At 44.5% G+C, this 26,074-nt stretch carries 19 protein-coding genes and 4 pseudogenes; 10 read left to right on the top strand and 13 right to left on the bottom strand.

Annotated elements, in window-relative coordinates:
• Nucleotides 1-185: 185 nt before the first annotated feature.
• The 4 genes from AB6D07_RS20195 to AB6D07_RS20180 form a co-directional block, all read right to left on the bottom strand.
• Complete coding sequence (locus AB6D07_RS20195; RefSeq protein ID WP_017103707.1) at nucleotides 186-890, bottom strand: TetR/AcrR family transcriptional regulator; 705 nt, start codon at nucleotides 888-890, stop codon at nucleotides 186-188.
• Nucleotides 891-918: 28 nt separating this feature from the next.
• Complete coding sequence (locus AB6D07_RS20190; RefSeq protein ID WP_017100096.1) at nucleotides 919-1,323, bottom strand: nuclear transport factor 2 family protein; 405 nt, start codon at nucleotides 1,321-1,323, stop codon at nucleotides 919-921.
• A 400-nt stretch (nucleotides 1,324-1,723) separates the two neighbouring features.
• Nucleotides 1,724-4,654 carry a Tn3 family transposase gene (locus AB6D07_RS20185; protein WP_372032791.1) on the bottom strand — a complete coding sequence of 977 codons (2,931 nt, stop codon included), beginning with the start codon at nucleotides 4,652-4,654 and terminating at the stop codon, nucleotides 1,724-1,726.
• A gap of 194 nt (nucleotides 4,655-4,848) precedes the next feature.
• On the bottom strand, nucleotides 4,849-5,403 hold the full coding sequence (locus AB6D07_RS20180; protein WP_017103709.1) for a recombinase family protein: 555 nt from the start codon (nucleotides 5,401-5,403) through the stop codon (nucleotides 4,849-4,851).
• A 203-nt stretch (nucleotides 5,404-5,606) separates the two neighbouring features.
• Between AB6D07_RS20180 and AB6D07_RS20175 the strand changes: the two genes are divergently transcribed.
• The 7 genes and pseudogenes from AB6D07_RS20175 to AB6D07_RS20145 form a co-directional block, all read left to right on the top strand.
• Nucleotides 5,607-5,867: a CopG family ribbon-helix-helix protein gene (locus AB6D07_RS20175; RefSeq protein WP_017103710.1), complete on the top strand. Its 261-nt coding sequence runs from the start codon at nucleotides 5,607-5,609 to the stop codon at nucleotides 5,865-5,867.
• Nucleotides 5,867-6,142 (top strand): type II toxin-antitoxin system RelE/ParE family toxin, encoded by a 276-nt coding sequence (locus AB6D07_RS20170; RefSeq protein ID WP_017103711.1) that lies wholly within the window; start codon nucleotides 5,867-5,869, stop codon nucleotides 6,140-6,142. The genes AB6D07_RS20175 and AB6D07_RS20170 overlap by 1 nt, the downstream gene beginning before the upstream one ends.
• 50 nt (nucleotides 6,143-6,192) lie before the next feature.
• Nucleotides 6,193-7,680 (top strand): UvrD-helicase domain-containing protein, encoded by a 1,488-nt coding sequence (locus AB6D07_RS20165; protein ID WP_372032785.1) that lies wholly within the window; start codon nucleotides 6,193-6,195, stop codon nucleotides 7,678-7,680.
• Between the two features lie 7 nt (nucleotides 7,681-7,687).
• Complete coding sequence (locus tag AB6D07_RS20160; protein WP_017103713.1) at nucleotides 7,688-8,260, top strand: competence protein CoiA; 573 nt, start codon at nucleotides 7,688-7,690, stop codon at nucleotides 8,258-8,260.
• A 687-nt stretch (nucleotides 8,261-8,947) separates the two neighbouring features.
• Nucleotides 8,948-9,283 (top strand): helix-turn-helix transcriptional regulator, encoded by a 336-nt coding sequence (locus AB6D07_RS20155; RefSeq protein ID WP_017100095.1) that lies wholly within the window; start codon nucleotides 8,948-8,950, stop codon nucleotides 9,281-9,283.
• On the top strand, nucleotides 9,270-10,532 hold the full coding sequence (locus AB6D07_RS20150) for a type II toxin-antitoxin system HipA family toxin (protein ID WP_017100094.1): 1,263 nt from the start codon (nucleotides 9,270-9,272) through the stop codon (nucleotides 10,530-10,532). Before AB6D07_RS20155 ends, AB6D07_RS20150 begins: the two co-directional genes overlap by 14 nt.
• A 117-nt stretch (nucleotides 10,533-10,649) precedes the next feature.
• A pseudogene (locus AB6D07_RS20145) lies at nucleotides 10,650-10,889 on the top strand (IS6 family transposase); the annotation flags it as partial.
• On the opposite strand, the pseudogene AB6D07_RS20140 reads toward AB6D07_RS20145, so the two are convergent.
• Nucleotides 10,881-10,955 (bottom strand): annotated as a pseudogene (locus AB6D07_RS20140) (S-adenosylhomocysteine hydrolase); the annotation flags it as partial. The pseudogenes AB6D07_RS20145 and AB6D07_RS20140 overlap by 9 nt on opposite strands.
• Nucleotides 10,956-11,142: 187 nt before the next feature.
• Nucleotides 11,143-11,676: pseudogene (locus AB6D07_RS20135) on the bottom strand (integrase).
• Between the two features lie 84 nt (nucleotides 11,677-11,760).
• Between AB6D07_RS20135 and traD the strand changes: the two are divergent.
• From traD to traI, 3 genes are all read left to right on the top strand, one after another.
• Nucleotides 11,761-13,866, top strand: coding sequence for a type IV conjugative transfer system coupling protein TraD (traD, locus tag AB6D07_RS20130; RefSeq protein WP_102258447.1), 2,106 nt, complete (start codon nucleotides 11,761-11,763; stop codon nucleotides 13,864-13,866).
• A 611-nt stretch (nucleotides 13,867-14,477) separates the two neighbouring features.
• Nucleotides 14,478-16,001: a hypothetical protein gene (locus AB6D07_RS20125; RefSeq protein WP_017096751.1), complete on the top strand. Its 1,524-nt coding sequence runs from the start codon at nucleotides 14,478-14,480 to the stop codon at nucleotides 15,999-16,001.
• A gap of 93 nt (nucleotides 16,002-16,094) precedes the next feature.
• A complete protein-coding gene (gene traI, locus AB6D07_RS20120) occupies nucleotides 16,095-21,872 on the top strand; it encodes a conjugative transfer relaxase/helicase TraI (RefSeq protein ID WP_372091663.1) in 5,778 nt (1,925 codons plus the stop codon).
• Nucleotides 21,873-21,890: 18 nt separating this feature from the next.
• Here the strand turns inward: traI and AB6D07_RS20115 are convergent, their stop codons facing one another.
• The 7 genes and pseudogenes from AB6D07_RS20115 to AB6D07_RS20085 all read right to left on the bottom strand — a co-directional run.
• The gene (locus AB6D07_RS20115) at nucleotides 21,891-22,250 is read right to left on the bottom strand and encodes a hypothetical protein (protein ID WP_016790675.1); all 360 of its coding nucleotides are present in this window, start codon (nucleotides 22,248-22,250) and stop codon (nucleotides 21,891-21,893) included.
• Nucleotides 22,251-22,839: 589 nt separating this feature from the next.
• Nucleotides 22,840-23,286, bottom strand: a complete 447-nt coding sequence (locus AB6D07_RS20110) for a lytic transglycosylase domain-containing protein (protein WP_372065677.1) — start codon at nucleotides 23,284-23,286, stop codon at nucleotides 22,840-22,842.
• Between the two features lie 52 nt (nucleotides 23,287-23,338).
• Nucleotides 23,339-23,674, bottom strand: coding sequence for a type I restriction endonuclease subunit M (locus tag AB6D07_RS20105; RefSeq protein ID WP_372065680.1), 336 nt, complete (start codon nucleotides 23,672-23,674; stop codon nucleotides 23,339-23,341).
• Between the two features lie 78 nt (nucleotides 23,675-23,752).
• Nucleotides 23,753-24,139, bottom strand: coding sequence for a hypothetical protein (locus tag AB6D07_RS20100; RefSeq protein WP_102308722.1), 387 nt, complete (start codon nucleotides 24,137-24,139; stop codon nucleotides 23,753-23,755).
• 40 nt (nucleotides 24,140-24,179) lie between these two features.
• Nucleotides 24,180-24,563, bottom strand: a complete 384-nt coding sequence (locus AB6D07_RS20095) for a hypothetical protein (RefSeq protein WP_076648261.1) — start codon at nucleotides 24,561-24,563, stop codon at nucleotides 24,180-24,182.
• A 699-nt stretch (nucleotides 24,564-25,262) separates the two neighbouring features.
• A complete protein-coding gene (locus AB6D07_RS20090) occupies nucleotides 25,263-25,505 on the bottom strand; it encodes a hypothetical protein (RefSeq protein WP_371705195.1) in 243 nt (80 codons plus the stop codon).
• Nucleotides 25,506-25,610: 105 nt separating this feature from the next.
• Nucleotides 25,611-26,074: pseudogene (locus AB6D07_RS20085) on the bottom strand (IS5 family transposase); the annotation flags it as partial.

Genomic DNA, 26,074 nt, shown 5'->3' with positions numbered 1-26,074 from the left:
GCACGTACGGTTCTTAGGAGGGCGGCATCTGGTAACAGGTGTCGCCTATCCGACAGAGGCTTCATAGACCTGAATTTTGACTCGTGGCACTTTCTAACTCAAAAGTGTCTTATTGGCTTCATGAGGTGCATAGTTAAGCACAATACTTTCTGAAATTAACGTTACCATAAGGTATAAAATTCCTGCTATGGCATCTCGTTTAGTGCGTTAATCTGGTGTTTCAAACCATCTATAAAAACATCAACATACCTATTAAAACTCTCATCCATCGGTTTGTCATAGCCATTTTGCCAGCGTAAAATGAAAGAAGCATTCATCATTTGAGGTAGAAAACGAGTTAAGTTTGGATACTCACTATTTTCTACCTTCTTAGCCTCCCCTCTTAACTTAGCTTCCCATTCATCCGCATTATCTAGCGGTAAATGACCGAACTCCATGGTTACGAAACCACACATTGATGCAATTACTGTGTTGTACATAGGGACTATATGAGACGGCGGACAATTTGCATCCAAAAGAGCAGCTATAATTCCATCTAGCAATCTAGGATCTTGATACGCATTTGCCAGAAGTCGCCCTCCTATCAAATCTGCGATGTGGGGATGGTGTTTTACTGCACCTCTGTAGTTTTGGAATAACAGGGTCAACCAGACGTGCCAATCCAGGTTACCGTAGTTAGGTGTGACACTAGACATCACTGTATTTGCAATTTCACCTAACAGTGTGTTTTTGTTTTTAAAATACCAATAGATAGCTGTTGGATAGGTATCTAACCGTTTAGCTACGTCTCGAATACTAAACGTATCGATTCCTTTCTCCGCAATAAGATTCAGTGCTACCTCGATTATAATTTCCTTAGAGAGAGGTGTTGTATTTGCTTTTCTTTTCATAAAGGTACCGCTATCTATAAAGTACTTGCTAAAGGGAGGTCTGCTTTTTAGACAGATTGAACGAACTTCTAATGTTAAAAGTATCGTAAACAATATTTAATTTGGTAATCAAGCGGCTACCTTTGTCGACTTCTAACACATCGACAACATTAAAAGGTGCAGGTTCACCATTGGCAAGTGTCCAGTCAAAGTAGAACCAGATAGATATCAAATCTGTACAGTCACGAGTTGATTTCCCTTCCATTACGCCCTTCAAGGTTAGCTTTGAACTGCTCGTATCTTCAAACAATTCAGGATAAAAGTCTGCTGCCTTACGTTCACCGTAAAGTGGTGAACTCACCAACGCATCTGGCGTGAAAAGCGATAGTACTTTTTCAATGTTTGCTTCTTCAAGTGCTTCAAGGTATTTGTTTGCTATCGTATTGGCATTCATGATTTTACTCTATTGTTCAGTGTGCAATTCTATATTGTACACTGAACAATAATGAGAGCAAGCTTGAGTTTGTAGCTGTTTAATAGAATGAAAGGTGCTGCATTAACAATGAATGCACTCCTGTATTAAATGCATAAATATTTCGCATCGTTGACTGTAATTGGAAGGTTTTGTCCAAAAGCTTCTCAGGTGTCGTCTACTCGACCAAAGTGTGGTAAAGCAATAACTAAATAGAGAGTTCAGACAGGATCTCTGTTTTTCATTGCAGTCATTTCAATGACTGTTTTATTGTAAACTACAATTCACTTTAAGATTTTTATAGTAAAATAGTTTTTACTATAATTATTTGGGGTATTGCGCACATTTCCCCGAAAAGTTCATTCTTCATTTTATGGCTAAGTTAAGTCACAGAAGTAATATCACCTAACTCAGCGTCTGAGGTAATTGGGTGGACGCTTTCGATCATACTTTCCAAGTTCAGCATGTCTTCTTTTTCTTCAAAGACGTAGTGTCCCGTCAATTGAATATGCCCCCAGGCTACTGGTGAAATATTTGCTAGGAGATCGATAGCATCATCATTTTTTTGCTTCTCGAAACGTTCTACAAGGGCAGATAGCAATGCTGAATTGTGGTAAATTATGCAATTGGCAATCAGACGGGCACAGTCGTTCCATTGCTCAACCTGATAATCATTTCCACCCCGTAACTGATCTCCGTTAAGGTTTCCTATTGCACGGCGAAGCTGATGATAGGCTTCACCCCGGTTCAGCGCTTGTTGGACAAACTGCCTCAAATCCTTTCTATCAATATAATCAAGCATGTAAAGGCACTTAATCAAGCGGTCATATTCTCGCAGAGCGGCGAGTGTCCGGCTACCTCGCTTACTGTTTGACAGCTTACGAATGATGACGTGTTGTTCCGTTGACTTCCGGCTCAGAGAGCAAATGATATGTTGGATCCGCTCCCACTCTTCTTTAATTAACTTTATGCGAATTGGTTTTTTAATCTTGATCTCAAGATCCCCATCTATATTGACCTCAAACACGTTTTCAAAAGCATGCTTGAATTTGGCGTATCGAGGTGAAAACTGATAACCGAAAATATCTAGAACAGCGAAGTTCACATTATTGGTACCGTGGTTATCTGTCGCCAGAGATTTTGGCTGAATGTCACTGCTGTTGTTATACAACAGATCAAATGCGTAGTGTCCTTCATATTCATTAGCCGATATCACTGTCGTATTTAAAGGCACATGGTTTGACACTAACGTCATAGCCGAAACCCCTTTACCTTTCTGGAAATACTTTGCTGAGTACCTGGCTTTGAACGTATTAATACGGCAAGCATGTTTCTGGCCATCAATACTGCCAAATGGGGCGGATTCATTAATGGTGTAATGGCGAAAAATGGGAAGCCTAGCGAGGGCATTCGAAATCAAATCATTAGCAGCCCCAGTTGTTTCCGGTCTAATGTAACTGTCATTAACAGAGCGAAGAATACCGATACTTCTGTCTGATGAGGTGGCAAGACGGTGCAGGCCGTAGTTTGCACCGTTCCCAAAGATACAAGCAATCAAGTCGTGACTTCGTGCTTCAGTGTTTCTTTTTCTCAATGAGAGACTCTCGAATGCCTCAAGATAGCCAGTTTTTCTGCTGACATAATTCATGATGTCAATTATTCCCATATGCTGAACCTGACTGTATACGGGATTGTCCAGGGGTGTTTTCCAACGTCGGTTTGCCAAGCTCCAAGCAAGGCGGCTAGATCGGGGCTGAACTCGGACAAAGTCGTTGGCATCTGCGTTAATGTTGGCGGTGACCTTTCCTAGCTTTTCAACAAAGCGATTATCAAGTTCTGCCAGAGTATGTTCAATCGAATTGGATAGTCGTTCTAGGCCTGTTTTCTCTATCAGAGATGCTTTGTCCTTCTTCCATACATCTAAAGGGATGAGATCGTCCTCAAGTCGTTTGTTACGTTCACTCTCACTGACATACACCTTACCAGTGTCTATCATTCCTGAAATTTTACGGTAGAGGTAAAATTCAAACCTGACGCGGTTAGTATCTCCGTCAGTAACGAGATGTTTCAAATCACTATGCGTGACTAGCCTGAGATCCATCGACGTCAGTTTCTTGTTGGTAAGTAGCTCTTCTCTGGCATTTGAAATTTGTGCCCTCAACGCTGGCTGGCCAGCCTCACATTCAATGTCGAGAGCAAGAAATAACTTCCTCAGGCTGCCCGCTGTTTTACGTGACTGGCTATCAGTGTATTGCCATTGATATTCTGCCCGATTAAAGCGGCCATCAACCAGATGGGTGCTGACCAACAATATGTCTTCCGGAGACATAGTTGAAAATGCAGTTTTTCTTAGTTCACCAAACGTAGTGTTGTCACTAATATTGTCATCGGTAAAGTACCTGAGTATGTTTCCAGCCGATTTAAGCGTGTCCTGAATGATGTCTAGCTCTTTGGCAACACGCGATCTTGCTGATTCTATCCGAGACTCATGGTGCTTTCTAACTAGGTAATTGAAGCTCGACACCAGCCGATCATTTGCTTCCCTATAACGGTAGAAGATATAACAGGAAAGATAGAGCAGTCCCTGCCATTTTGGAGATCGTCGTAGTTGAAAAGTTGAACCTGAGCGGATGAGGGACGTGTAATAAATCATATTTCCTCGAGACAGACCGAGTTCAGACAACAACTGTTTCACCTCTGGATAAACCGTTCGAAGGAGCTGCATTGTGCTCAGTTCGCGTTCTAATTCCGATGGACTGAAATCCCGTGCAGTTCCCTTGAACCCTGACAGACCATTTAACACTCCTTTGTCATTCAATATATGGCTGAGTTTTTCCTGAGTTGTCGCCGACATTCTTTCTGACAATATTTGAGCAGTACGGTTTCTTTCTGCAGTCAGTGTCGCAGTAACAAGATCTTGAAGGGTACTGTAGCCAGGCAAGGCGATGCGGTTCTGACCGAGAAAGGCCAAGCATTCATCAAGGATATATTTAGGCTCCGTGCTGATGGTGGCCACATCAGCTAGCCGAATGGACAGGCGACGGCTTTGTTCTTGTTTTAGTTGACTAAACCCGAGAGCAGAGAGCGTTTGTGATACCATATTTGCCCTAGCTCCCTTGGAAACACTCCAATCCCACCTTGGTATGTCGAGTTTGAAGGTGTCGCAGATGTACCGTGTATCTTCTTCTGTATCACATAGCTGAAAGTGAGGTATCACCGGCTTTGCCCTGAAATACCCGATAAGGAGAATCATGTATATTTTGGTTTCGGTTTTGAGTAACCCGTTAACAATATCGAGTAGGCTGTCATCCAGAGAGAAATACTCTTCCCGTTCAGTTTGATTGAAGACCGGCAGCCGATAGAGTTCTTAATTTCGTCGTCCGTCAGGAGTTGTATCCTCTTGCCTGTACTTCCAATCATGTATGCTTGTTACCTTTAATATAGTTTCTCATTTCAATGCCAAGAAGCAGGATACGAGTTTCAGTCTCTCCAAGTCTGGCGACAATCTTACTTCCTCAGGTAGCTATAGAGGGTTTCGCGGCTGATACCGTACTCTTTCGCTAGGTTGGTTCTAACTTCTCCGGCATTCGCCCTTGCTTTGAGATCTTTAATCTGTGTTTCATCAAGTGCACGCTTTCTTCCCCGGTATTTTCCCTTTCTTTTAGCAATCTCTATCCCTTCTCTCTGCCGCTCCTTAAGAAGGGATCGCTCAAATTCCGCAAATGCCCCCATAACTGAGAGCAAAAGCTGGGACATCGGAGAATCATTATTAGTAAATGTAAGTTTCTCTTTGCAGAACTGGATATCGACGCCCTTCGATGTCAGGTTTCTGACGAGAGTACGAAGGTCATCAAGATTTCTTGCAAGGCGATCCATGCTATGGATTATGATGGTATCGCCTTCTCGCGCAAACTGGAGCATTTCTTCGAGCTGAGGCCTATCGATATTCTTTCCCGATGCCTTATCGATAAAAGTTCTGTCTGTGGCAATACCGTCAAGCTGACGATCTGGGTTCTGGTCAAATGAGCTTACCCGGATATATCCAATTTTCTGTCCTTTCATTACGTTTCTCCCATAAAGTGTCAAGATAGGGTTATAGACGTTTATAGTTCGTTGTCAATGTTTGTGAAAACACACCCTATTTTGACACACTTTCTATAACTCGCCTGACGTCAATATAGGGTATACCTCATATTGACTAGGGTTGTGAACCACAAGAAGATTTATTATGATTAACTTTAAATCACATTGATTAGGAATGCATCATGAATACAAAGGTTGTTACTGCGCATGTTCCTTTACAGCTAGCTGATAAAGTTGATGAGTTAGCGCAACGTCTCGAACGTTCTAAAGCTTGGATTGTTAAGCAGGCTCTAGCTGATTGGATCGTCATGGAAGAAGAACGATATAAACTAACGATTGAAGCGTTAGCTGATGTTGATAATGGTCGAGTTATTGACCATCGGTCAGTCCAGGCTTGGGCTGAAAGTCTGGGAAGTGAATCTACAAAGGACGTGCCAAGGTAATGGAAATAAAATGGACCAGTAAAGCCCTCTCCGATTTAAGCCGGCTCTATGAGTTCCTCGTTTCCGCTGATGACATTGCGGCAGTAAAAATCGTACGTTCATTGACCAGCGCTCCGGATGTTTTGTCAGATCAGCCAAGGTTGGGAGAGAGGCTCGATGCTTTTGAGTCCAGAGAAGTCCGTAAACTTTTGGTTGGCAACTATGAAATGCGGTATGAAATACAGGAATATACCCTGTATGTGCTTCGTATCTGGCATACCCGAGAGAAGCGCTAAACCACTCGATAGTTCTATTAACTCACATTATCGCCCATGCTAGGAGCATTATGTCTCAACAATTTCTTCCTTCGTTTGATGGAAAGACACTCACTGAGGAACAGTGGTACATCCTGGATAAAGCATCATTAGGCCAAAGCCTTATAATAAATGCGTTTGCCGGAACCGGCAAAACTTTCACGCTACGCGCACTGGCATCCAAGCCGTTATCTGATAAGAAAGGTCTTTATCTCGCTTTCAACAGAAAGATTGTTGACGATGCTACAACTGCATTTCCTGAGAGCGTTGATTGTAGAACCATTCACTCGTTTGCATACAGAGATGTTGGTGTGAAGTACGCGAGGGCTGGCCGTATGAAGCAATTCCTTAATGCATCGATATTGTGCGATAAGATATTAAAAGGCAGCCCAGATTTATTCGGTGTTCCGCCTATCCGTGTATGCAGCATGATTCTTTCGGGAATAGAAGCATACTGCCACTCTGCCGATACAGAAATCACACACCAACACCTGAACAGCATTAATTTAGTAGGTGTAGCTGCAGAGCTTGTCGATGAATTCAGAGAAACCCTGTTGTACTTTGTAAATTCAGTGTGGGAACTTCTCAACAATTCTGCCTGCGACCTCCCTATCACCCCTTCTGTATACCTGAAACTTTGGGCACTGAAAGAGCCTCAGCTGAAGTACGACTATATCCTTATAGATGAAGCTCAGGATCAAAACCTCGTTGTCATCGATTTGCTATCCAAGCAGTCTCATTTACAGCAGATTTGGGTGGGCGATAAATATCAGCAAATTTATGGATTCAGAGGAGCCCATAATGCACTAGAGTCCATTGATATTGAGACCCGTTGCTCTCTAACGCAGTCCTACAGGTACGGTGAAGAGATTGCGAAGTATTGCAACAGCCTTCTCAGCGTTCATTTCGGAGACAATACCGATATAAAAGGTTTTCCGGGAATAAAGTCCGCTCTTTCTGATGAGTTTGAACCTGATGCAATTATTTGTCGGTCGAATTTTGCAGTTATCGCCGAGGTAGCATACCAAACCTATATCGAGAAGAAGAAAGTAGCTGTCAACGCAGATGTACGAGCCTTGAGTAGTGACCTTAAAGAGGCACAGAAACTCTTCGACGGTCGGCGTTCAAAGCATCCCGACTTCATTCCATTCAAGGATTGGTTTGAGGTTGTCAATTTCTCCAAGACAGATGAGGGTGTCCACCTAAGGACAATGGTAAATCTCGTAGAGCAGTACTCTATTCCTTTGCTCCTAGATCTCCTGTACCGGGTGCAGTCAATCAAAGAAGCACACGCAGATATCGTAGTGACGACTGCGCACCAAGCGAAAGGAAGGGAGTGGAATATTGTCAGGCTAGCGGACGATTTCAGAGGCCAGGGGCACAGTAAATACAGTGAAGAAGAAGGCCGCTTACTGTATGTAGCGGCAACACGAGCAAAGAGTGTTCTCGATATATCTGATTGCTTGGCTGCGGCACTACCCATACCAGAAGTCTTAACCCCAGAATGCACTGCGGAGTAAGTAGGATATGCCATTCATCGGACACGACACTGAAAACAACAGGCGGATAAACATTCTGGATTGTGACTCCCCGAGAGAGTCATTCAAGAGGGGGCAGATAATCTGCCGCTACTGTAAAGAAGAAATGGTCATTCGGGGAAACTCGCACTCCAGTGTCCCGAAAATTCACTTTATGCACCTGTCCAATGAATGCAAGAGTGAATATAAGCATCACCCAGAGAGCCCAGAACACCTGTACTTTAAAGAGCTACTGGCTACAGACTTAGCCAAAGATCTGAAAGAGTACCAAAGTGCAAAAGTGCAGATTGAGTGTCCTGTTGACTCAATCAAAAGGATCATTGACGTGGCTTTCATCTTCCCCAATGGCTGGGTTGTGGCCCACGAAGTCCAGTTAAGTGCAATCACGCCTGAAGAGTTAGAGGAAAGAACGAATGACTATCGACGTGCAGGAATCGATGTTTCTTGGTGGCTTGGCAAAAAAGCAAATACCAGCAAGAATCGGCAGTGGTGCTACGAGAACCTTGGCGAATGCCACTCCATTGATTACGAGAAGTTGGTTCAGCATACGTCCGAAAAATAAAATGGTTAGGTATGGCTCTAGGGAGCCCCTGCCGTGCAGCTCACTTTGGTGGAGTACCTCGTCGGACTGGTCAGGTGAACTCTCATACCCGATTATTCCGGCAGATAAAGAAAGGGCACCCAATCAAGCAATGCTTCCACATACGCTTGCTCATAGGCTACTTTTTAATACACTCCTTTGCTGGGCAATATATACGCCCCTGCCCAAATCTAGGCTCTTAAAGGGAATTGGCTCCCCGATCCATCAATCTCAGGCGGCGGCTCTTCTGGGGGCATGGGAGGATGTTGGGGTTCTGATCAAAACAGGAAAAGGAAAAACAGCAGCATATAAGATCGTTGATGACTATCGATACGGCAGTTGGCCAAGAGCTACGAATGAACAAAGAAAGCACTGTTATCAAAGAGTATTAAGGTACTTTCCATCCGAAATCAACCTAGACGCAGTTAAAGAAAGAGCTACCAACCTAAGAAAGATCTGCACTGATAGCCCTGATTTTTCTCTTTAAAAATAGCTAGTTAAACTATTGGTGTACAATATTTCCCCAATATTCGCGTGGCCACTTATACGGAGAATGAACTTTTCGGGGAAATGTGCGCAATACCCCTATTTCTAACCTATTACTTTGACATTTAAATTTTGGTAAATTAATATTTACCTTATTATATTTACGGTAAAGGTTAATTTACTATGGGAAGAGGTAACATTCAGGTTAGCACTGTTGCTAGTGCCGCACTAACTCATTTTGCCACGATGCTTACAATCCAGCGTAAGGAAAAGAAAATCACTGTAGAAGAGACTTGTTCCCGAGTTGGGGTATCTAAGCCCACTATGATAAAGATTCTTAAAGGTGATCCGTCTGTAAGTATCGGACTCTACTTCGAAACTGCTTGGGTATTAGGTGTTCCTTTATTTGAACCCGATGAAAACCAGTTTGCTATTAAACGTAAAACAAATGCGAAAATTGAGGCATTACTGCCTAATCGAGTAAGAAGGAAAAAGGTAATTTTAGATGATGACTTCTAGTAATCAATGCTTCGTTTGGAAATGGCTTAAAGGACAATCAGAGCCTGTGGTAGCAGGTAGACTCACTATTGATGAAACTGGCCAACATTTTACGTACGGTCAGTCTTACTTGAAACGTTCAGATGCAGAACCAATTTACTCAAATGAATTACCGCTTTCTGCTGGTACTAAGGAACCAGTTCAAGGTATGCCTATATTCTCTTGCTTGCGTGATGCAGCTCCAGATGCTTGGGGACGTAGGGTCATTAATTCTCGGTTGATGGGCAAAGACTACGATGCTGAGTTAGGCGAAATGACGTATTTGATGCATTCCGCTTCAGATCGGATCGGTTCTCTCGATTTTCAAGAATCGGCCACTGAGTATTTTGATCGTTCTACTGATGCGGCAACTCTTGAAGAATTATACAATGCGTCTGAAATCGTCGGTCAAGGTAAGGAAATCTCTTCGGATTTGGATAGAGCACTTATGCATGGTACATCCCTCGGAGGTGCTCGCCCGAAAGCGATGATCACTGGTAATGAAGCTAAGTATATTGCTAAGTTTTCAGCATCAAATGATACTTACGAAGTTGTACAATCAGAATACGTAGCAATGAGGCTTGCCAAGTTAGCAGGACTCAATGTTGCCGAAGTTATTTTTGAAAAAGTATTAGGAAAAGATGTTCTTCTTGTAAGACGCTTTGATAGAGCGTTAGTTGGTGACGTTTGGTGTCGTCGCTCAATGGTGTCCGGGCTGACAGTTTTAGGCTTAGATGAAACATGGGCTAGAGAGGCATCTTACGCAGACCTAGTGAACAATATGAAGCAGTATTGCATCGATTTTACCTCTGATAGCCAAGAGCTATTTGCACGGATGGTATTTAATGTACTGATCGGTAATACGGATGACCATGCTCGAAATCATGCTTTCTTTGTAGAAGGGGAGAAAATATCCCTGTCACCGGCTTATGATATTTGTCCACAAAACCGTACAGGTGGGGAGGCGAGTCATGGAATGAAGATCTTCGAAAATCTTAATTTATCTCTGTTATCACTTTGTATGCAAGCAGCACCAAGTTTCAATATTAAGGCTGAAAAAGCAGAAGAAATTATTAGGTTTCAAATTTCTACGATTACCCAAGAGTTTGAATCCGTGTGTAACGAAGTAGATGTCCCTGAAGTTACGCGAAAGTTACTTTTCAAACGTGTGATATTGAATAACTACATATTCAATGAAATGGAACATTTAAAGCCGCAAGATGGTCATTAAGTAGAATACATGGAATATCTAAATAAACAATGTCCGTACGACATGATGGGTTTTGTCGCAAAGTTTTGCGTTGTCGGTTAAGATTTACTCAATCTTTACCTAATACTCTGAATCTCAATGTTTAAAGGTTGCCACTTCCCCTCTGAAGTTATTCTCGAAACCGTACGTTATTATCTCGCCTATAAACTCAGTTATCGTGAAATTGAAGAGATACAATTGGAGCGCGGAGTCGTTGTGGATCAGGCCACTATTAATCGTTGGGTTATCAAATTTACGCCAGTATTAGAGCACAGAGCGAGGTGTAGAAATAAGCCCGTATCTGGCTCGTGGCGAATGGGTGAAACCTACATCAAAGTCTTTGCGCTCAAAAACATAGCGTCTGGAGCGCTTTATCTTTTGATAAACGCGATCAACTGCTGTCATTTGAACCTCCTAACTTTCATACGTGTTCGTAATATAACGCAACCTTATTATGACAGGAAGAAATACGGCAAACTCAAAGGGGATAATACGGCAAAAATAACGAATAAATATTATTAACCTATTGTTTTATAAAAATCATTTCAAGGTCATTAAAAATGACCTTTCTAAAATCAACACTCCAACCTTACTATGAGTCTATCCCCTCAGAGATGTTCAGAGCCTCCTCAATTTCTACGCCTAAATAGCAAATGGTATTATCCAACTTAACATGGCCAAGTAATAGTTGCACAGCGCGAATGTTTTTGGTTCTCGCCTAAATTAACGTCACCTTGGTACGGCGCATCGAGTGGGTACCATAGAGATAGGGATCGTAGCCGAGTTCCGTTACCCAGCGGAAAATGATGGTGGCGTAGCTGCTACAACTAATTGCTTTACCCTGCCTTCGAGGACTTGGGAAAATAGAGTCTGGTGCAGAGAGTTGGCTGTGCAGTGCGTGAAGTGAGCTCAAACTGTACCCCTCTGGCTGTAAAGCACGCGATCTTGAATCGCACCACCAGAAGAGATATCCCTCACTTTCATTCTAAGTAAGTCACAAGAACGTAACTTGCAATCGATAGCGAGATTGAGCAAGGTCGATTTCAAGCCTAGTGCGAATTCGCCAGATATCTTCAAGCTTGAAGGACTTTTTCTGCCCTGTTAGATGACCTTTCTTCGTCCACATAATTGACCTCCAATCTAAACCAGCTCATCTGCATACGCAGGTAATTATATAAAAAGTACTGCATTTAACTCTCAAGGAACCACTATGCCTAGACCTAAACGCGCGTCCGGCAACCACTTTACCCGTGGCGGACAAATTACTTTTCACTCCATTCGGATGTTCTTTCAAGTCAACAACACCTTAGTCTACGCCGCCATTTGGTCGGTGATAGCACTCACTGGTGTTCTAACCTGGCTACGCGCTCCTGATAACGCCTTTTGGTCTGTGTTCTACTACTGGCGCAATCATATCTATGCCAGCTTTGGGCACGATCTTAACAGCGAAGTCACGACGTTCTGGAGCGGGAAACGCTACGTTGGTACGCTCGCCTCCCAACTGGAAAACACCCAACTCATCGACCTCTACGATAACGTGATACACCAAATACAAATCAACTTCTTAATTGCCATCGGTATTGCCTTCGCTATTTTGATGCTCGCCATGAGTTTCTTTAAACGACAAGGCGAAAAGCAAAGTGAAGATTTCCACGTTCGAGGCTTTCAATACGCCGAACCCAAAGTGCTCACAAATGATTTGAAAAAACGGGCAAAGAAACTCAAGAAACAGGGTGTAGGCAACGGACGAATTTCTGATTTCAAAGTGGATGGGCTGGCCTTATTTAAACGTGAGTTTGAAGTGCAGCACATGCTGATTGACGGCACCACAGGGGCCGGTAAATCCGTCATGCTGCGGAAACTGCTGCGCTGGATACGCAAACGTGGGGATAAAGCGATTATTTATGATAAAGGCTGCACCTTTACCAGTAAGTTCTTTGACCCTAGCCAAGACACCTTACTCAACCCCTTCGATGAACGCTGCGCCAATTGGGATGTCTGGTGCGATGCAAAAGAAGCCCCTGACTTTGAAAATATCGCCAGCGCCCTTATCCCGCAGCATGGCGAAGGTGACCCATTCTGGGTCGACTCCGCCCGGACTATCTTTTCAAGTGCGGCGTATCGCATGAGCCAAGATGACAAGCCCTGCTCGACCGCAAGGCTGCTTAGCCTGATACTCACGTCTGAACTTGAAACCCTGGGTAATTTCCTGCAAGGCACAGAGTCTGCTTCCCTGGTCTCGAAAGACATCAAAAAGACGGCCATCTCCATTAAGTCGGTGCTCGCTACCTACATTAAGAGCCTACGCTTTTTAGATGGCTTGGATGACAAAGACACGAAAGGAGAGCCCAAACGTAAACCGTTTTCTATCACCGATTGGGTACAAGATGACAAACAAAAAGGCTTTTTGTTTTTATCGAGTAACGCGCAGCAACACGCCTCATTGCGTCCTTTGATTTCGACGTGGCTTGCCATTGCTTCTAACGCTATCTTGGGACTCAAAGACGATGAAGACCGCCGCATCTGGGTGATTATGGATGAAATGCCAAGTCTGCATAAACTGCCTGAGCTTGACACCATCATTGCCGAAGTGCGTAAGTTTGGGGGCTGTTATGTGATTGGTCTCCAGTCTTATGCGCAGCTCGTGAAAACCTACGGAAAAAATACCGCGGACGTTATTTTTGATTTACTCAACTCTCGCTTTTACTTTCGCGCCCCATCAGCGCAGATGGCACAAATCTCATCCAAAGATTTGGGTGAGCAAGAGGTGGATGTCTCAAGAGAGCACATTTCTTACGGTGCAAATGCACTGCGTGATGGGGTATCGATTGGCCACCAGACGGTGACACGACCGGTTATCTCTAGCAGTGAAATCCAAGCCATGGATGATTTGCAATGTTACCTTCGCGTACCAGGAAGCAGCTTTATCACTCGACTGGATTTGCACTTTGATAAGATGCGAGATGTGACACCGGCCTTTATAAAACGTGATTACACCCCATCGCCCGCCATGACCAAAGCGTATCAAAAAGCGATTTACTTTGAGTGTGTCGCCCCAGGTATGCTCCTCAACGAAGAAGAGCGTAACGCACTCACAGAAATCCAAGCCAAGCAATTTGAAACGCCGGAAGAGATGAAGCTGGAAACCGACCAAATCCAACAAGCACAACGAAGTGAGACAGTCAAAGCGTTAGCCAGCAAGGAGTCGGAAAAGCTCAAATCAGACAATGCCCCTCAAGATCGCGCGCATCAAGAGCTCGACGAGTCGGCGATATCTCAAGATATCGAGATGGAAGCGGGCGATATGGTTGAATAGCGCATCAAATAGTCGATCGCCACACAAGACAGAAATAGGTCATTGCAAACCAAATGTATTAGGTATTTTTATGTTACCGAGTTTGTCTACATTAATCTTCGAGACCTTGGTCGTCTCACTCTTATTTTTTGCACTTTGTTTTATGCAGATCACCGAGAGTCAATTTCAGTGGACGCAACTTTTCATCGCGTCCACTGGCTTTTTATCACTGTATGGTTTGAAGCGCATCGTGGTTTTTTTGTTAAAAAACGCCCCAACACTCCTCACTACATCGTACTCACCTTTGCAGTATTCGCTTTACTCCTGAGCATCAGCATGAAGTACTCGTTATTTGGTTTATTGAATTCGATAGGCCTGACTTTCATGTACTTGGCACCCAGCGTGTCAAAAAGTGCACTGACTCAATCTTAGTCATGACTAGATATTTAGTTATAGTGCACCATAACGTAAGCCCTATCATTGATGAGATTCATTAAAGGAAAATCGATGAAAAGCGTAACGCCCCATAGAGACGACACCCTAGGGCCTCATCATCTCGAATAATCACTCAACCACTCTTCCAAGCCTTGCAATGGCAAGGCTTTTTTACGTTCATTCATCAAGGAATTACCATGTCAAATAAGACCCTCTTTAATTCTGACCATCTACCGATATTAAAGAAACAATTACACACTATATTCGATCAACTTACCTTCGCTGAAATCATTCAGGGCAACGCCACCGAAAAAAACACATGGTTATCGATTTGCGCTCAAGCGGTAGGTTATGGCGACTGGGACGACTTAAAAGCGCAAGCAGTCACGCACCACGAGCCAACCCACAACATTCTATTTAACCAAGCATCCATCATTCCTTTCATCCAAAGTGTCAGAGTCAGCTTGGGGGAGCACATCGACAATATTGAAGGCTTTACCCATGTCATACTAAGAAACTTAACTACCGAAGAGTTAAACGCCATGAATGGCAATAAAGAAGAGCTTCCCCCCCTACCCAAAGCGCCAACGTCCTATACGTTAGAATTAGGACCGAATACGGCCTATGCCCGCGACCTTTTAGATTGGCTGTGGCCAAGAACAAAAAATTACCAAGTAGACCCTATCAACACTCAGTATCTAGCGCACATGAAAGAAAAGCGAATGAGCTTGAGCAAGTCTCAAGCAAAAGAGCGCGCTTTGGATGTTTACCCACACTCTGGCATGCTAATCAGAGACATCTTAGAGCAACTGATTTCAGAAAATTACCTAGAACTCAACGATGATCAAAGGTGCGTCACTTTTACTCGCAAAGGTCTTAATTATCTCAACGGAAAAATGACCCACGAATATGACGACCAATGGAAAGAATGGTTTAAGGCATTTGCAGCGCATCTCAAAAAAATCCCATACCGATACATCAAGATAGATTGGACACCCTATATCGATTTATATGCCCGGGGCATGTCACCCATTGAGGCGGCAAAAAGTCTTGAATGGTCAGAATGCTACACTCAAGCACACTCAGAGATCCAATCGGCCATTAAACACCAACTCGACATCCATCTGCCTCTATACCCCAAGGAACGATACCTGCAATTTACGCCTAGAATATTTCTGACACCTGAGCTGACCAGCAACAAGGTAACAGACATTCATTTTGAATTTATAGGACCCGACTGGGCTAAACCAAACGGCAATCCAAAAACAAAGCGCTTTTGGCCAAACAAACGCTACGTGTCTGTTTATTTAGAGACCTCCCCCAAAAGTCGAGGTTGGTATGCCGTCATTCCCGATGAGGTTGATTGTTTTCAAGTGAGCTACAAATGGACAAGCCAGTCCCATTCTTTTGCAAGCGTCACCCACCATATGACTTACCAGTTAGAGCCAAATATAGAGTGTGCTCAAGATTGGCTGTATGGCAATGAGTGCATGAAGCATTCTGATTCTTCGAAACTAGCGATGGCCGCCGATGAATACAGCTTTAACCATCTAGAATGCCTGACTCATGGCAAGCATTTAACCAAGGAAGAAATTGTAGCGTTAGACCGATTTAAAGCGGGCATTACATCCATTCACATTGATGAAAATGGCGTCATCATTCACGAAGAACGAACGTTAACCGCTAGCAATTCCTTTGCTTGTGTTGGGATCATTTTGTAACCACACCTCTTTTAATTCCACTTCCCCCTTAACCTCCACTCACCGCTCAGTTTTGCTGCTAGCGGCAATTTGCGTTGCATAAGGAAAATACTCATGCTTTCTATTAGCCCATTAAAATCCGCTTCTGGCGCTGCCAAATATTATCTCAGCGAAGAAAACCCCAAAGACCTACCTGACGTCTCTTTAGAAAAAAACGCGGGCGATAACTATTACCTCAAAGAAAAAGACCAAGAAGAAAACACCTTCTGGCATGGCAAGCTGGCCATCGAAGCGGGACTGGCGGGTAAACCCGTAGAGCAAGCCACCCTAGAATCGGTACTCTCAGGCAGTCTTGGCGGTGAAACCATTAAAGGAAAACGAGATGATCATAAATCGGGCTTCGACCTGACCTTTTCTGCGCCCAAATCCCTCAGCGTTCTTGCGCTTATTGGCGGAGATAGCCGCCTCATTGAAGCGCACAATAACGCCGTGAAGTTCGCCTTAACAGAGCTGGAGAAAGACGTAGCACAAGTCAAAGTCACCCATGAGAAAGGCGTTCAAGAATACGAAAATACGGATTCGATGCTATTTGCAGTCGTACGCCATAAGACCAGCCGTGAAAATGACATGCAAGTGCATTCGCACGCGCTAGCCGCTAACATGACGCGCGATAAAGAAGGAGATTTACGCGCTTTATCAACCAGCCTAAAACAAAAAGGGGGCGTGATTAACGGGACTGGCGAGCGCATTTACAACTTCCAAAAATACTACGGTATCTTGTACCAGAGCCAATTAGCTAAAGAGGCAGAAACCCTCGGTTATTCCACGCGAGGCGTCGGCAACGGTCAGTTCGAAATCAGCGGTGTCCCTCAGCCTATTCTTGATGCGTCGTCCACTCGCAAACAACAAATTGACCAACGCACACTCGATTTAGGCTTTGACTCGCGCGCGGCGAAAGACGTAGCAAACCTCGATACTCGTAAAAGCAAAACCTACCAGAGCAGTGACAGCCTCAACAAACAGTGGCAAAGCACCGTAAAAGAGCAAGGGTATGACCCCGCAGAGCTTGTCACCATGGCGCAACAAGTAAAGGAAGCGCAAAATACCCCGCCACTCGGTGAAACCCAAGCCGCGATCAGCAGAGCCATTGACCATCTAGGGCAATACAGCACTGCGTTACACCTTGAAAAAATCATTGAACTCACCGCCTCAGAGTTCACCAAAGGCGGCGTGCAACTCAACGCCCTTGATATCAAAAAAGTCGCGGATGCAATGATTAAACAGGGCGACTTGATAGGACTCAGTCAAAAAGGGCAATACACCACCAAAGGCTTAATTGATAACGAACAAGCGCTTATCGACAGCACACAAGGTCGTGCGCATCACATGCGCACCCACGTTGAATCGAACACGCTCAACAAGCTCGCTATCCCTGAAAACCAGCAGCGTATACTGACCGAGCTGTACCACTCCACCAAACAGTTCCATGTGGTCAATGTACACGGCTCATCACAGGGTATTGCGCAGCAGCTACTCAATGTAGGCAATCACAGCGGTAAGCGTGTCCAATTGGTCTCCCAAAGCGTGAAAGCCAAGACTGAGGGCATGGAGAGCGTACAGCGCAAGAGTCAAACACTCAGCGCCTGGGTCGGTCAGCTCTTTTCACCAGAGCAGCGCCACACTACCCATAGCTTACTGCAAAGCGATACGCCGCTGACCAATAAAGACATCTTGCTCATCGATGACGCCAATAAGATGAGTGCCAATGAGTTGCTGGCCCTCACCGCTAAAGCCAAACAATCGAGCAGTAAAGTGGTGATGCTTAATCGCGTATCAAGCCGTCAGGGATTTAAAGCCAATAACGCTATCTCGCTGTATCAAAAAGGCAATGTGGAGAGTCATTCTTGGGTTGGCAAGCGAGCCAGCAACACCAACGTAAAACTGCATGACAATGATACCGATAGGATAGCGCGGGTGTACGCCGACCTCCCCGATAAAGCCAACACGCAAGTGATTGCCACTTCCAGCGTCGAGCAGCGGCGGTTAACCGAAGCGATACGGGGCCAGCTCAAAAATACCGGCGCCCTCGCCAGACACGAAACCACCCTATTCACTCAAACCCCTCACCACCTCTCTAAAGCGCAACAACCCCTCGTTCAACACTACAAACCAGGCATGACACTCACCCATTGGGAGAAAAACAAACCTCAGAGTTTTGTCATCGCCAGTATCGACAAAGAGAGCAACACCATGACCGCACTCAGCAAACGCGATGGACAATCACACACCTTTGACCCGTCCAGTCGCGCCTTTAAGCACATGAAGATGCAAATCAATAAACCGCAAAGTCTCAATATCGCCCAAGGCGAACGCCTTCAAACGCTAGGCAAACACTTCCCTGCTGGCTTGGACGCGAACCAAAGCTACCTTGTCACTCACATTGACAAAGAAAGCCTCACGCTTGAGAGCAAAGGGGAAACGCAGCGCGTCAACTTAGAGAGCCTAAAAGACGCGCCGCTGCAATACGACTACGTTCACGGCGCCCACCATATTGAGCCAAAAGCCCATACTTTACTGTCAGGCAAAGCATTTACCCTATCTAAGCCCCTGATAAACGACCTGACTGAAAAAACAGAGCGCCTTGATATCTTCACCGACAAACCAGACAAAGCCCAAAGCGCACTTGAAAAAGAGCAGGTCTCCCCGTCAGCCATTGAGCGTGTACTGCAGACGCAAAACGTCAACGACCGCTACCTAAACGACGCCACCCAAGATTTGCTAAAGCAGGATGTCAGTCAGGCACTGTCAGCACTCGCCAAAGCGCAAAACGCCCCACTCATCGAAAAAGCGGTCAGCTTTGCCCTGAACCACCTCTCAGAGCGAGAAGCGGCGTTTAGCCAAAAAGCCTTAGTGGTGGAAGCGGTGCGTTACGCCTTTGAAGAAGCCGGAGGCTCTATTACCAAAGAGCAGGTTGAAACAGAGCTGACTAAACGCAGCGACACCCTCTCTGCAGAGTACAGTGACGGCACACGCTGGACGACGCACGCCGCGCTGGAGACTGAAAAGCGCATCTTGCAAAACATCGATGATGGTAAAGACCAACATCAGCCTTTTGCTACCCACAAACAGGTGCAGGACTTCCTCGATACCAAGCCTCGCCTAACCCAAGGGCAAAAGGACGCCATCACCCTTATCTCAACCACCAAGGACAGCTTTGTGGCCATCCAAGGGTTAGCCGGTACAGGTAAGTCCACCATGCTTGAATCCAATATTGAACTTATCCAGTTAGTCAAAGAAGCCAGCCAGCAGCCAGAGCAAAGCGTCATCGGTCTTGCGCCCACGCACGCCGCGGTTGCAGAGCTAGAAAGCAAAGGCGTGAAAGCGCAAACGCTAGACAGTTTGCTTTCTGACATCCGACAAGGCAATCGAGAAGCCAGTGACTATCAACACACCTTGTTCTTTCTCGATGAAAGCTCCATGGTCAGCAACAAGCAAGCCGATGAGTTCACAAAGCTGGTCAATGACAGTCAGTCCAAAACAGTCAAATTGGGCGATAAAGAGCAGTTATTGTCACTCAGTGCCGGTAAACCCTTTGAGCTGGCCATGAGCCAAGGTCGCATCGATACCGCTTACATGACCGATATGGTACGTCCACAAAATGACATCTTGCACAATGCACAGCAAAACACCATTGATAAACAGCCGCTCAGCGCCCTAGACAAACTCCAGCAGCAAACCCCTGACACCCAGGGCAACAGCCAGCATGTCATTTCTACGCTGGATGAAAACGACAAAGACCGACGCAGAGCGCAGCTCACCGCCACAGAGAAGCTGCCTTATGTGGTCGCCAAAGACTATTTAGAGCGCACCCCCGAAACGCGAGACAACACACTGATTATCGCGTACACCAACCAGGAGCGAGACACCATCACCGAACACATCCGTGTCGGTTTAATGAAAAAGAGTGAGTTAGGCAAAGAGAACGTCATCGCAACGAGGCTACGCTCAATCGGCGCGACGGGGGAAGAGCTCACCACCATGATGCCGTATCAAAAAGGCTTGATACTGAGCACCAAGCCCGGTGAGTACGCGGCAATCACTCACGTGGATTCTGAGCATGGCGTAGTAACACTTCAAGACGCAAGTACAGGTAAGACAAGGCCGTTCTTACCGCGTAACCGTGATCACCGTTTCACCACCCTGTTCTCTACGTCAGAAAAGCCACTTTCAACCGGCGATAAAATCATCACCCGTTTTACCGATAAAGAGCGCGGCATTAAAGCCAACGTGGAGTACCGCATCACGCAAGCGAATACAGACAGTGTTATCGCTCAATCTAAGACAGGACAAACACTCAGCCTTAACCCTAATGCGCTTAAAGACGGGCACTGGGACTACGCCTACAGTCGAACCGCAGACATGGCGCAAGGATCCACCTATCAACACGTCATTAGCGCGATACAAAGCAAAGGCGCACTGACCAACTTAAGACGCGCCGGTATCGATGTGACTCGTGCCAGTCAGCACATTCGGCTCTATACCGACAACACAAAACAATTGGTCAAAAGCTGGCTCTCTAAAGAGAGCCATAAAGCCAGTGCAATAAAAACCCTTAACCAAATCCCACCCAAAGACACCACCTACTTTAACCGTAATGCTCTGCCTCATGAGGACGTCCGATTCCAAAATAAAAGCGGTGACTTTGACTACAACACATTTAGGGAGCACATCAATACGCAACTACCCAAATACACCGAAAGTCTCGCCGTTCAGTTATTAGGCAAGCCTAACCAATCTAAATCAGACCGTGATTACTTAACCTTTGGCATAGGTCCTTCCGCGATTAAAGTGACCCTAACTGGAGAACATCGTGGGTATTTTAAAGACTACACCACAGGCGAAAAAGGCGCATTGATTAACCTTATAATGAGTCATAAGGAAATGGGCTATAAAGCAGCGATGAATGAAGCGAACAAGATGCTAAACGAACCGGACAAATATCAATTGGAGGAAAACAGTAAGCACGAAAAATTACTCAACACCACACCTAGGCATATTGCGCAGTTTGAAGAACGGGCTAAAGATTATATCAATCAAAGCTTACCGATGGATAACACACTGGCCCAAACGTACTTAAACAAGCTCGGTGTCAATAACATTGAAAATAACCAGGTTAAGTTCCACCCGGCGGTCTATTCATCCGAAGACAAATCCTTTCACCCTGCAATGCTAACCAACATCCACAATAAAGAAGGCGAAACCAAAGCCATTGAAGTGACCTATTTAGACACTCAAGGAAATAAAGATACCTCCCTAGACATTAACCCAAGAACCCTAGGCACAAAGTCCAAACAATTAACCCAATTCCATCAAGGAGAGAATTTAAATACCACCATCATCAGTACCTCAATTGAAAACTCATTCTTAATTCGAGACCAAACTCAAGGGCAGATTGACATTATCAATGTCAATCATAAGAACGACATTCAAAACATCTCCACCGATGAACTGAGACAGAACATCATTATTGTATTAAATCACGGCAACCACGATTTAAACCCGAACAACATTGAGAAAATCGTCGAGAACTTTAATGGACGAGACATTCAATTCATGTCCGACGATAATCTTAAAGAGGACATTAAATCGTGCATTAACAAATTAGAGCGAGATAACAGCGCACATAACATTGAATTAAATGAGGCGCACACTTCTCATCAAGAGAGCGAATTAGACACCCTCAACTATAATGAGAAAAAAGAAACCGACAGCCAATCACTCGACCACTTTGAGCCAAAAGAATATTCACCTCAACAAGAGATGGAATTTAATCACTCAGAGAAAGAGAGTCAGTGGGAAGACAGAGAAATCGACAGAGAGTTAGAGCGATAATAAAAGGGTAGCCAATGGCTACCCTTTTTTTTCGCCTTCAAGATATTCATCGACGCTTTTATCAACCAAAGCGGTGTTGGATTTTCTTTGCTCAATCGAATCCGCTTTATTCTTATAATACCCCTCCCCATCAAAGCTATGCGCCAAATTTAAATTTAGCACGCCTTGTACCTGCCTAACTCTACGATACGTTTCTTCCATCAACTCACGGTTCGACGGCCGCTCATCGTCACTGTCATTCAGTTTGATACGCAACGCCAAGGTAAAAAGCTGACGAGTTGCCTCGGCATCACTTAACTTTTCTCTGTCTCTGAACTTCTTAAAATCTTGCTCTAGCTTCCCTCGAAGGGAGCTTTGTAAAGGGTAAGAACGTGACATAATTTAGCTTTTTCTCCTCAATGAATGTCAATGAAGCCCACCTTTAAGCCTCAATGAAATCCAATAAATTCTCAATGTAAACCCATTGTACTTAGTTTTGAAAAAACCGCTACAACCTTACCGATAAAGGGATAAATAACAATTTAATTAAATCCCATTGAATTTAGATTGAAATCACCACAATCCCTTACACAGAAAGGCGCCAATGATAATTCAATGTAATTACATATTTTCACACTGGGATTTCAGCGGCTAATTAGTTGAGATTTTGAAAATTTTTTCACGCTCTATTTCGCCTCCACTATTAAGCATAAGTCATTGTTTTTATAGGTTTTAAATTCATCACAGACAATCATTTAAATCGTTTACGATTTAGCGTGGTGTGTGGTCACCAACTCAACTAACCAACAACTCAGAACGAATGATCTGAGTTCCTTAATCAAAACGACGGGAAAACTGACAGCGAAAGACAAAAGCCGACCAGGTGGCGAATGAATCTGACGAACGAGGGATGCGGGGGATTTGGAAATTGAAGGAAGAAAGCGAGAAGAAAAGCGAAAGACCTTGCACCGTTATGGTGCAAGGTCTTTTATTGAACGTTCATCTTAAAATAAACCGATTGGACTTTTTGGATGTATATTTTTCTGGCGTTCTCAGTGCGTTTGGAAAAACCCGCATTATACGCGCCGACACTGTTCCAGTTATAACCATGACTAGAAAAATTAGAACTTAATACCCATGCGCCAAGATGAACATTAAAGCAAGGATGATAGATGTTTTTTTCATTCACATTAAATTCGGATAGTCGATCAAACCAATGGGAATTAATTTGCATCAATCCAAAATCACGGCTGATGACTTGACCGGATTGGTTTTTATTTTCATTGTACGCGTTCGGCTTTAGGCTACTTTCTACCGTGGCGATGGATTTTAAAAGCTGTGGATCGACATTATAAAATCGCCCTGCCTCATCAAAGCAAAAAGCCCAACTGAAACACGGCGATAACAACGAAATATAAAGTAATGGTTTCATCATAAAAAAGAGCCCTAATAATAGGACTCTCATTTTATGCCATCCCATTGAGATATCAATATTCACAAGGTAATAAAATTGTGGTCACGCTGCGGTCACGTTCAGTTATTATCCAAACCGATTGATCACAAATCGTATAATTCGATATCACTCTCTCGCCTGTTTTGGTTGCTTCGTCATTGGTGATTTTCTCTTCAATGCAAGTCTCTCCCCAATCTCCACTTTGGTGACGCTGCAAATAAATCGACAAGTTAGCACCGACATTATTATCTAATAACTGCTCAATACCTTGCGTATAGACTACTTTACCCAACGAAAACGGCACGGCCGTACAAACGTAACATTTTGCTTTCGTTTCTTCTCTATCTTGTGTAGCATTCAGAATGTTCATTCGAATATTCACCATAATTGACTTGAACATGCCTTGATATTTGATGGAACAAATATCAAGGCGCTTTAATTTTCACGTTTAATAAACGTCTTCCTTTTTACGAATGTGATTAAACACTTCATAAATCTCATCGTATGAAATGCCATAGCCTTCGAGTTTTTCCACACAATCACAAATATCATTTGTGTAGAAACATTCGTGATTAAATAACTCACGGCGAATGATCGCCTTTTTCCCGTTCTCTTTGATATCTTCGGCGATCCCTTCTTGAGCGATGGAATCTAAACGAGTCATTAATTGCTTGGCATTATCAACTGGGCAAATTAACCCCATACCTAGTGATGCGTATTTCACGCCCTCTTTTTTTGCCTCATCGAACTGTTGATTAGAAAAAGCAAAGAACGCCCCAGCATCATTAAAAGCCTGAGTTTGTTTGTCTTGAATATAGTGTGAGAGATATTTCATTATTTAAGTCTCCATTTTATAACTAAGGGGTATCAAGTCTTTATACTTCGATATATTGATGGCTATCTGTCACCCATCCCATGACGACAGCACGACTATTCAGCCCTACCTTATTTGTTTCAGTAATCACATGACCTCTCGCGATGCCTTGCCCCCAGTACGGCTTATTGAGTTCTGTTTCTGGGAATAAAACCGTCAGTTCTAGCCAAACACTGGAATGCCTGGCTCTTGCTTTTACATGAGCGGCAATCACGACAATATTTTCCACAGAGGTTGATCCTGATAGGGCAACATCACGACTTGGCTCTACTGGTTGCAGACGCTTAGAGATATCATTTTTTGGTGAGCTTTCGTGCTCCAGCGGCGAAACGCTGGTCACTGAATTTGAATTAGAGAGAGTTAGGTTTGAATTTTGTTGCGCCATGAGGATTTTCCTTTTGTTTGAGTATCACTTTTCGGAGCCGCTTGGCTGTCCGCTCTCTCACCATCGTTCTGCTTTGCAAGGGCGCGCAGCGTTCATTTACCCTTGCAAATCAGGTTGTGGGGAGAGACGGTTAACAGCCTGCGAGCCCGTAAATGATGCGAGTGAAAGGAAATCGGCGCATAAGAAAACAAGCCTTACTCGAACTTATTCAAAGGTAGGGAAAGCAACGAGGAGGTACGACGAGGCGTAGCGAACGCAGTGAGAGGAGTGCGTTCAGGATTGCAGCGATATCCTTTTAGATAGGGGCTGTAGAGAGGCACATCCTGGGGCGGCACGCAGTGACTCACCAGGGTGATGTCACTCTTAGGCCATAGATAAAAGATACAAGCGAAAAGCCTTGCCCGAAGGGTAACGCCCAAGTTAAGCCCTTATCACGACGCTGTGCTTCAAATCCGCTTTAAACTATCATCATAAAAAACTCGTCAATTAAGCCCTATCAGCCACGCAACCACAAATTGACATCAATACACTGCAATACAATCAAGCATCGAGTCAATGGGCCTACAGTCCTCCTGAGAGCCAGCTAGACGACCGCTTGCGGTCGAGCCTTTGGCTCAACTTCTTTTAGCGCGACCACAGCGTTCAAGGAAATCACCAAGGAAACTAAGGCCTCCAGGCTAAGAGGCATCTCATTCGGTTTTAATCGAATAAAGTAATGAGTCTTTTTGTCACAAAGACCGCGTTGGGCGTCAGTTTACGCACCCACGCTTTAGAGTATCGTGACCATTTAAAACCGTTACTTTTTAATTTTTTGCGCACCTCTTCGGCTGGAATACCGTCAAATGAAAACTTAATGCGGCCCTCTTCTTCGTACAGCTCCCAAGCCGTCCCCATTGCCTCGCCGTTACCCTGTAATGGCGCTTCGTTGTGCAACGCTTCCAAGTGCTCTAAACGCTTTCTAGTTGTTCGGATATTGGCATTACTATTCTGTAGTGGCTTTGTTGCGTAATTCAGTTTAGAGACAGAGCCGCCCGTTTTGCATGCTTTTTAGTCAATACGACAAGTTTCAGGCATACCTAGCCTAGTGAGCTTATTCAACGCTTTTATCATCGCGTAAGTTTCACCCACCTGTGCATTGTAATTTCTTAAGCTCAACCGTCCTCCTAGCAACTGTTTAACTCGATACATCGCTGTTTCTGACAATGAACGTTTATGGTATCCATACCGCTTTTTCCAATACTTATTCGAGCCGTATAACTTCTGACAACCCACGGCGAGATTGCGAGGGTGACCACGCTCCCAGAAGGCTGCTCCTTCTCTTGGGGGAATAAGCGCAACGGCTCGCTTAATCTTAATAGCAGCATGACACGCTCTCGTGTCGTAAGCCCCATCACCAGATACCTCAAGGATACTGCGGCGTGTTTATTTCAGTAAGTTCGGGAGAACTTCCCCATCCGTAACCGTCGATAAACTTAGCTCGGCTGCAATAATTTCATGAGTGCTTGTATCGA

The sequence above is a fragment of the Vibrio sp. 10N.239.312.C11 genome (assembly GCF_041466065.1).
GTDB lineage: Bacteria > Pseudomonadota > Gammaproteobacteria > Enterobacterales > Vibrionaceae > Vibrio > Vibrio tasmaniensis_A.
This window is presented reverse-complemented; position numbering and strand designations above follow the sequence as displayed.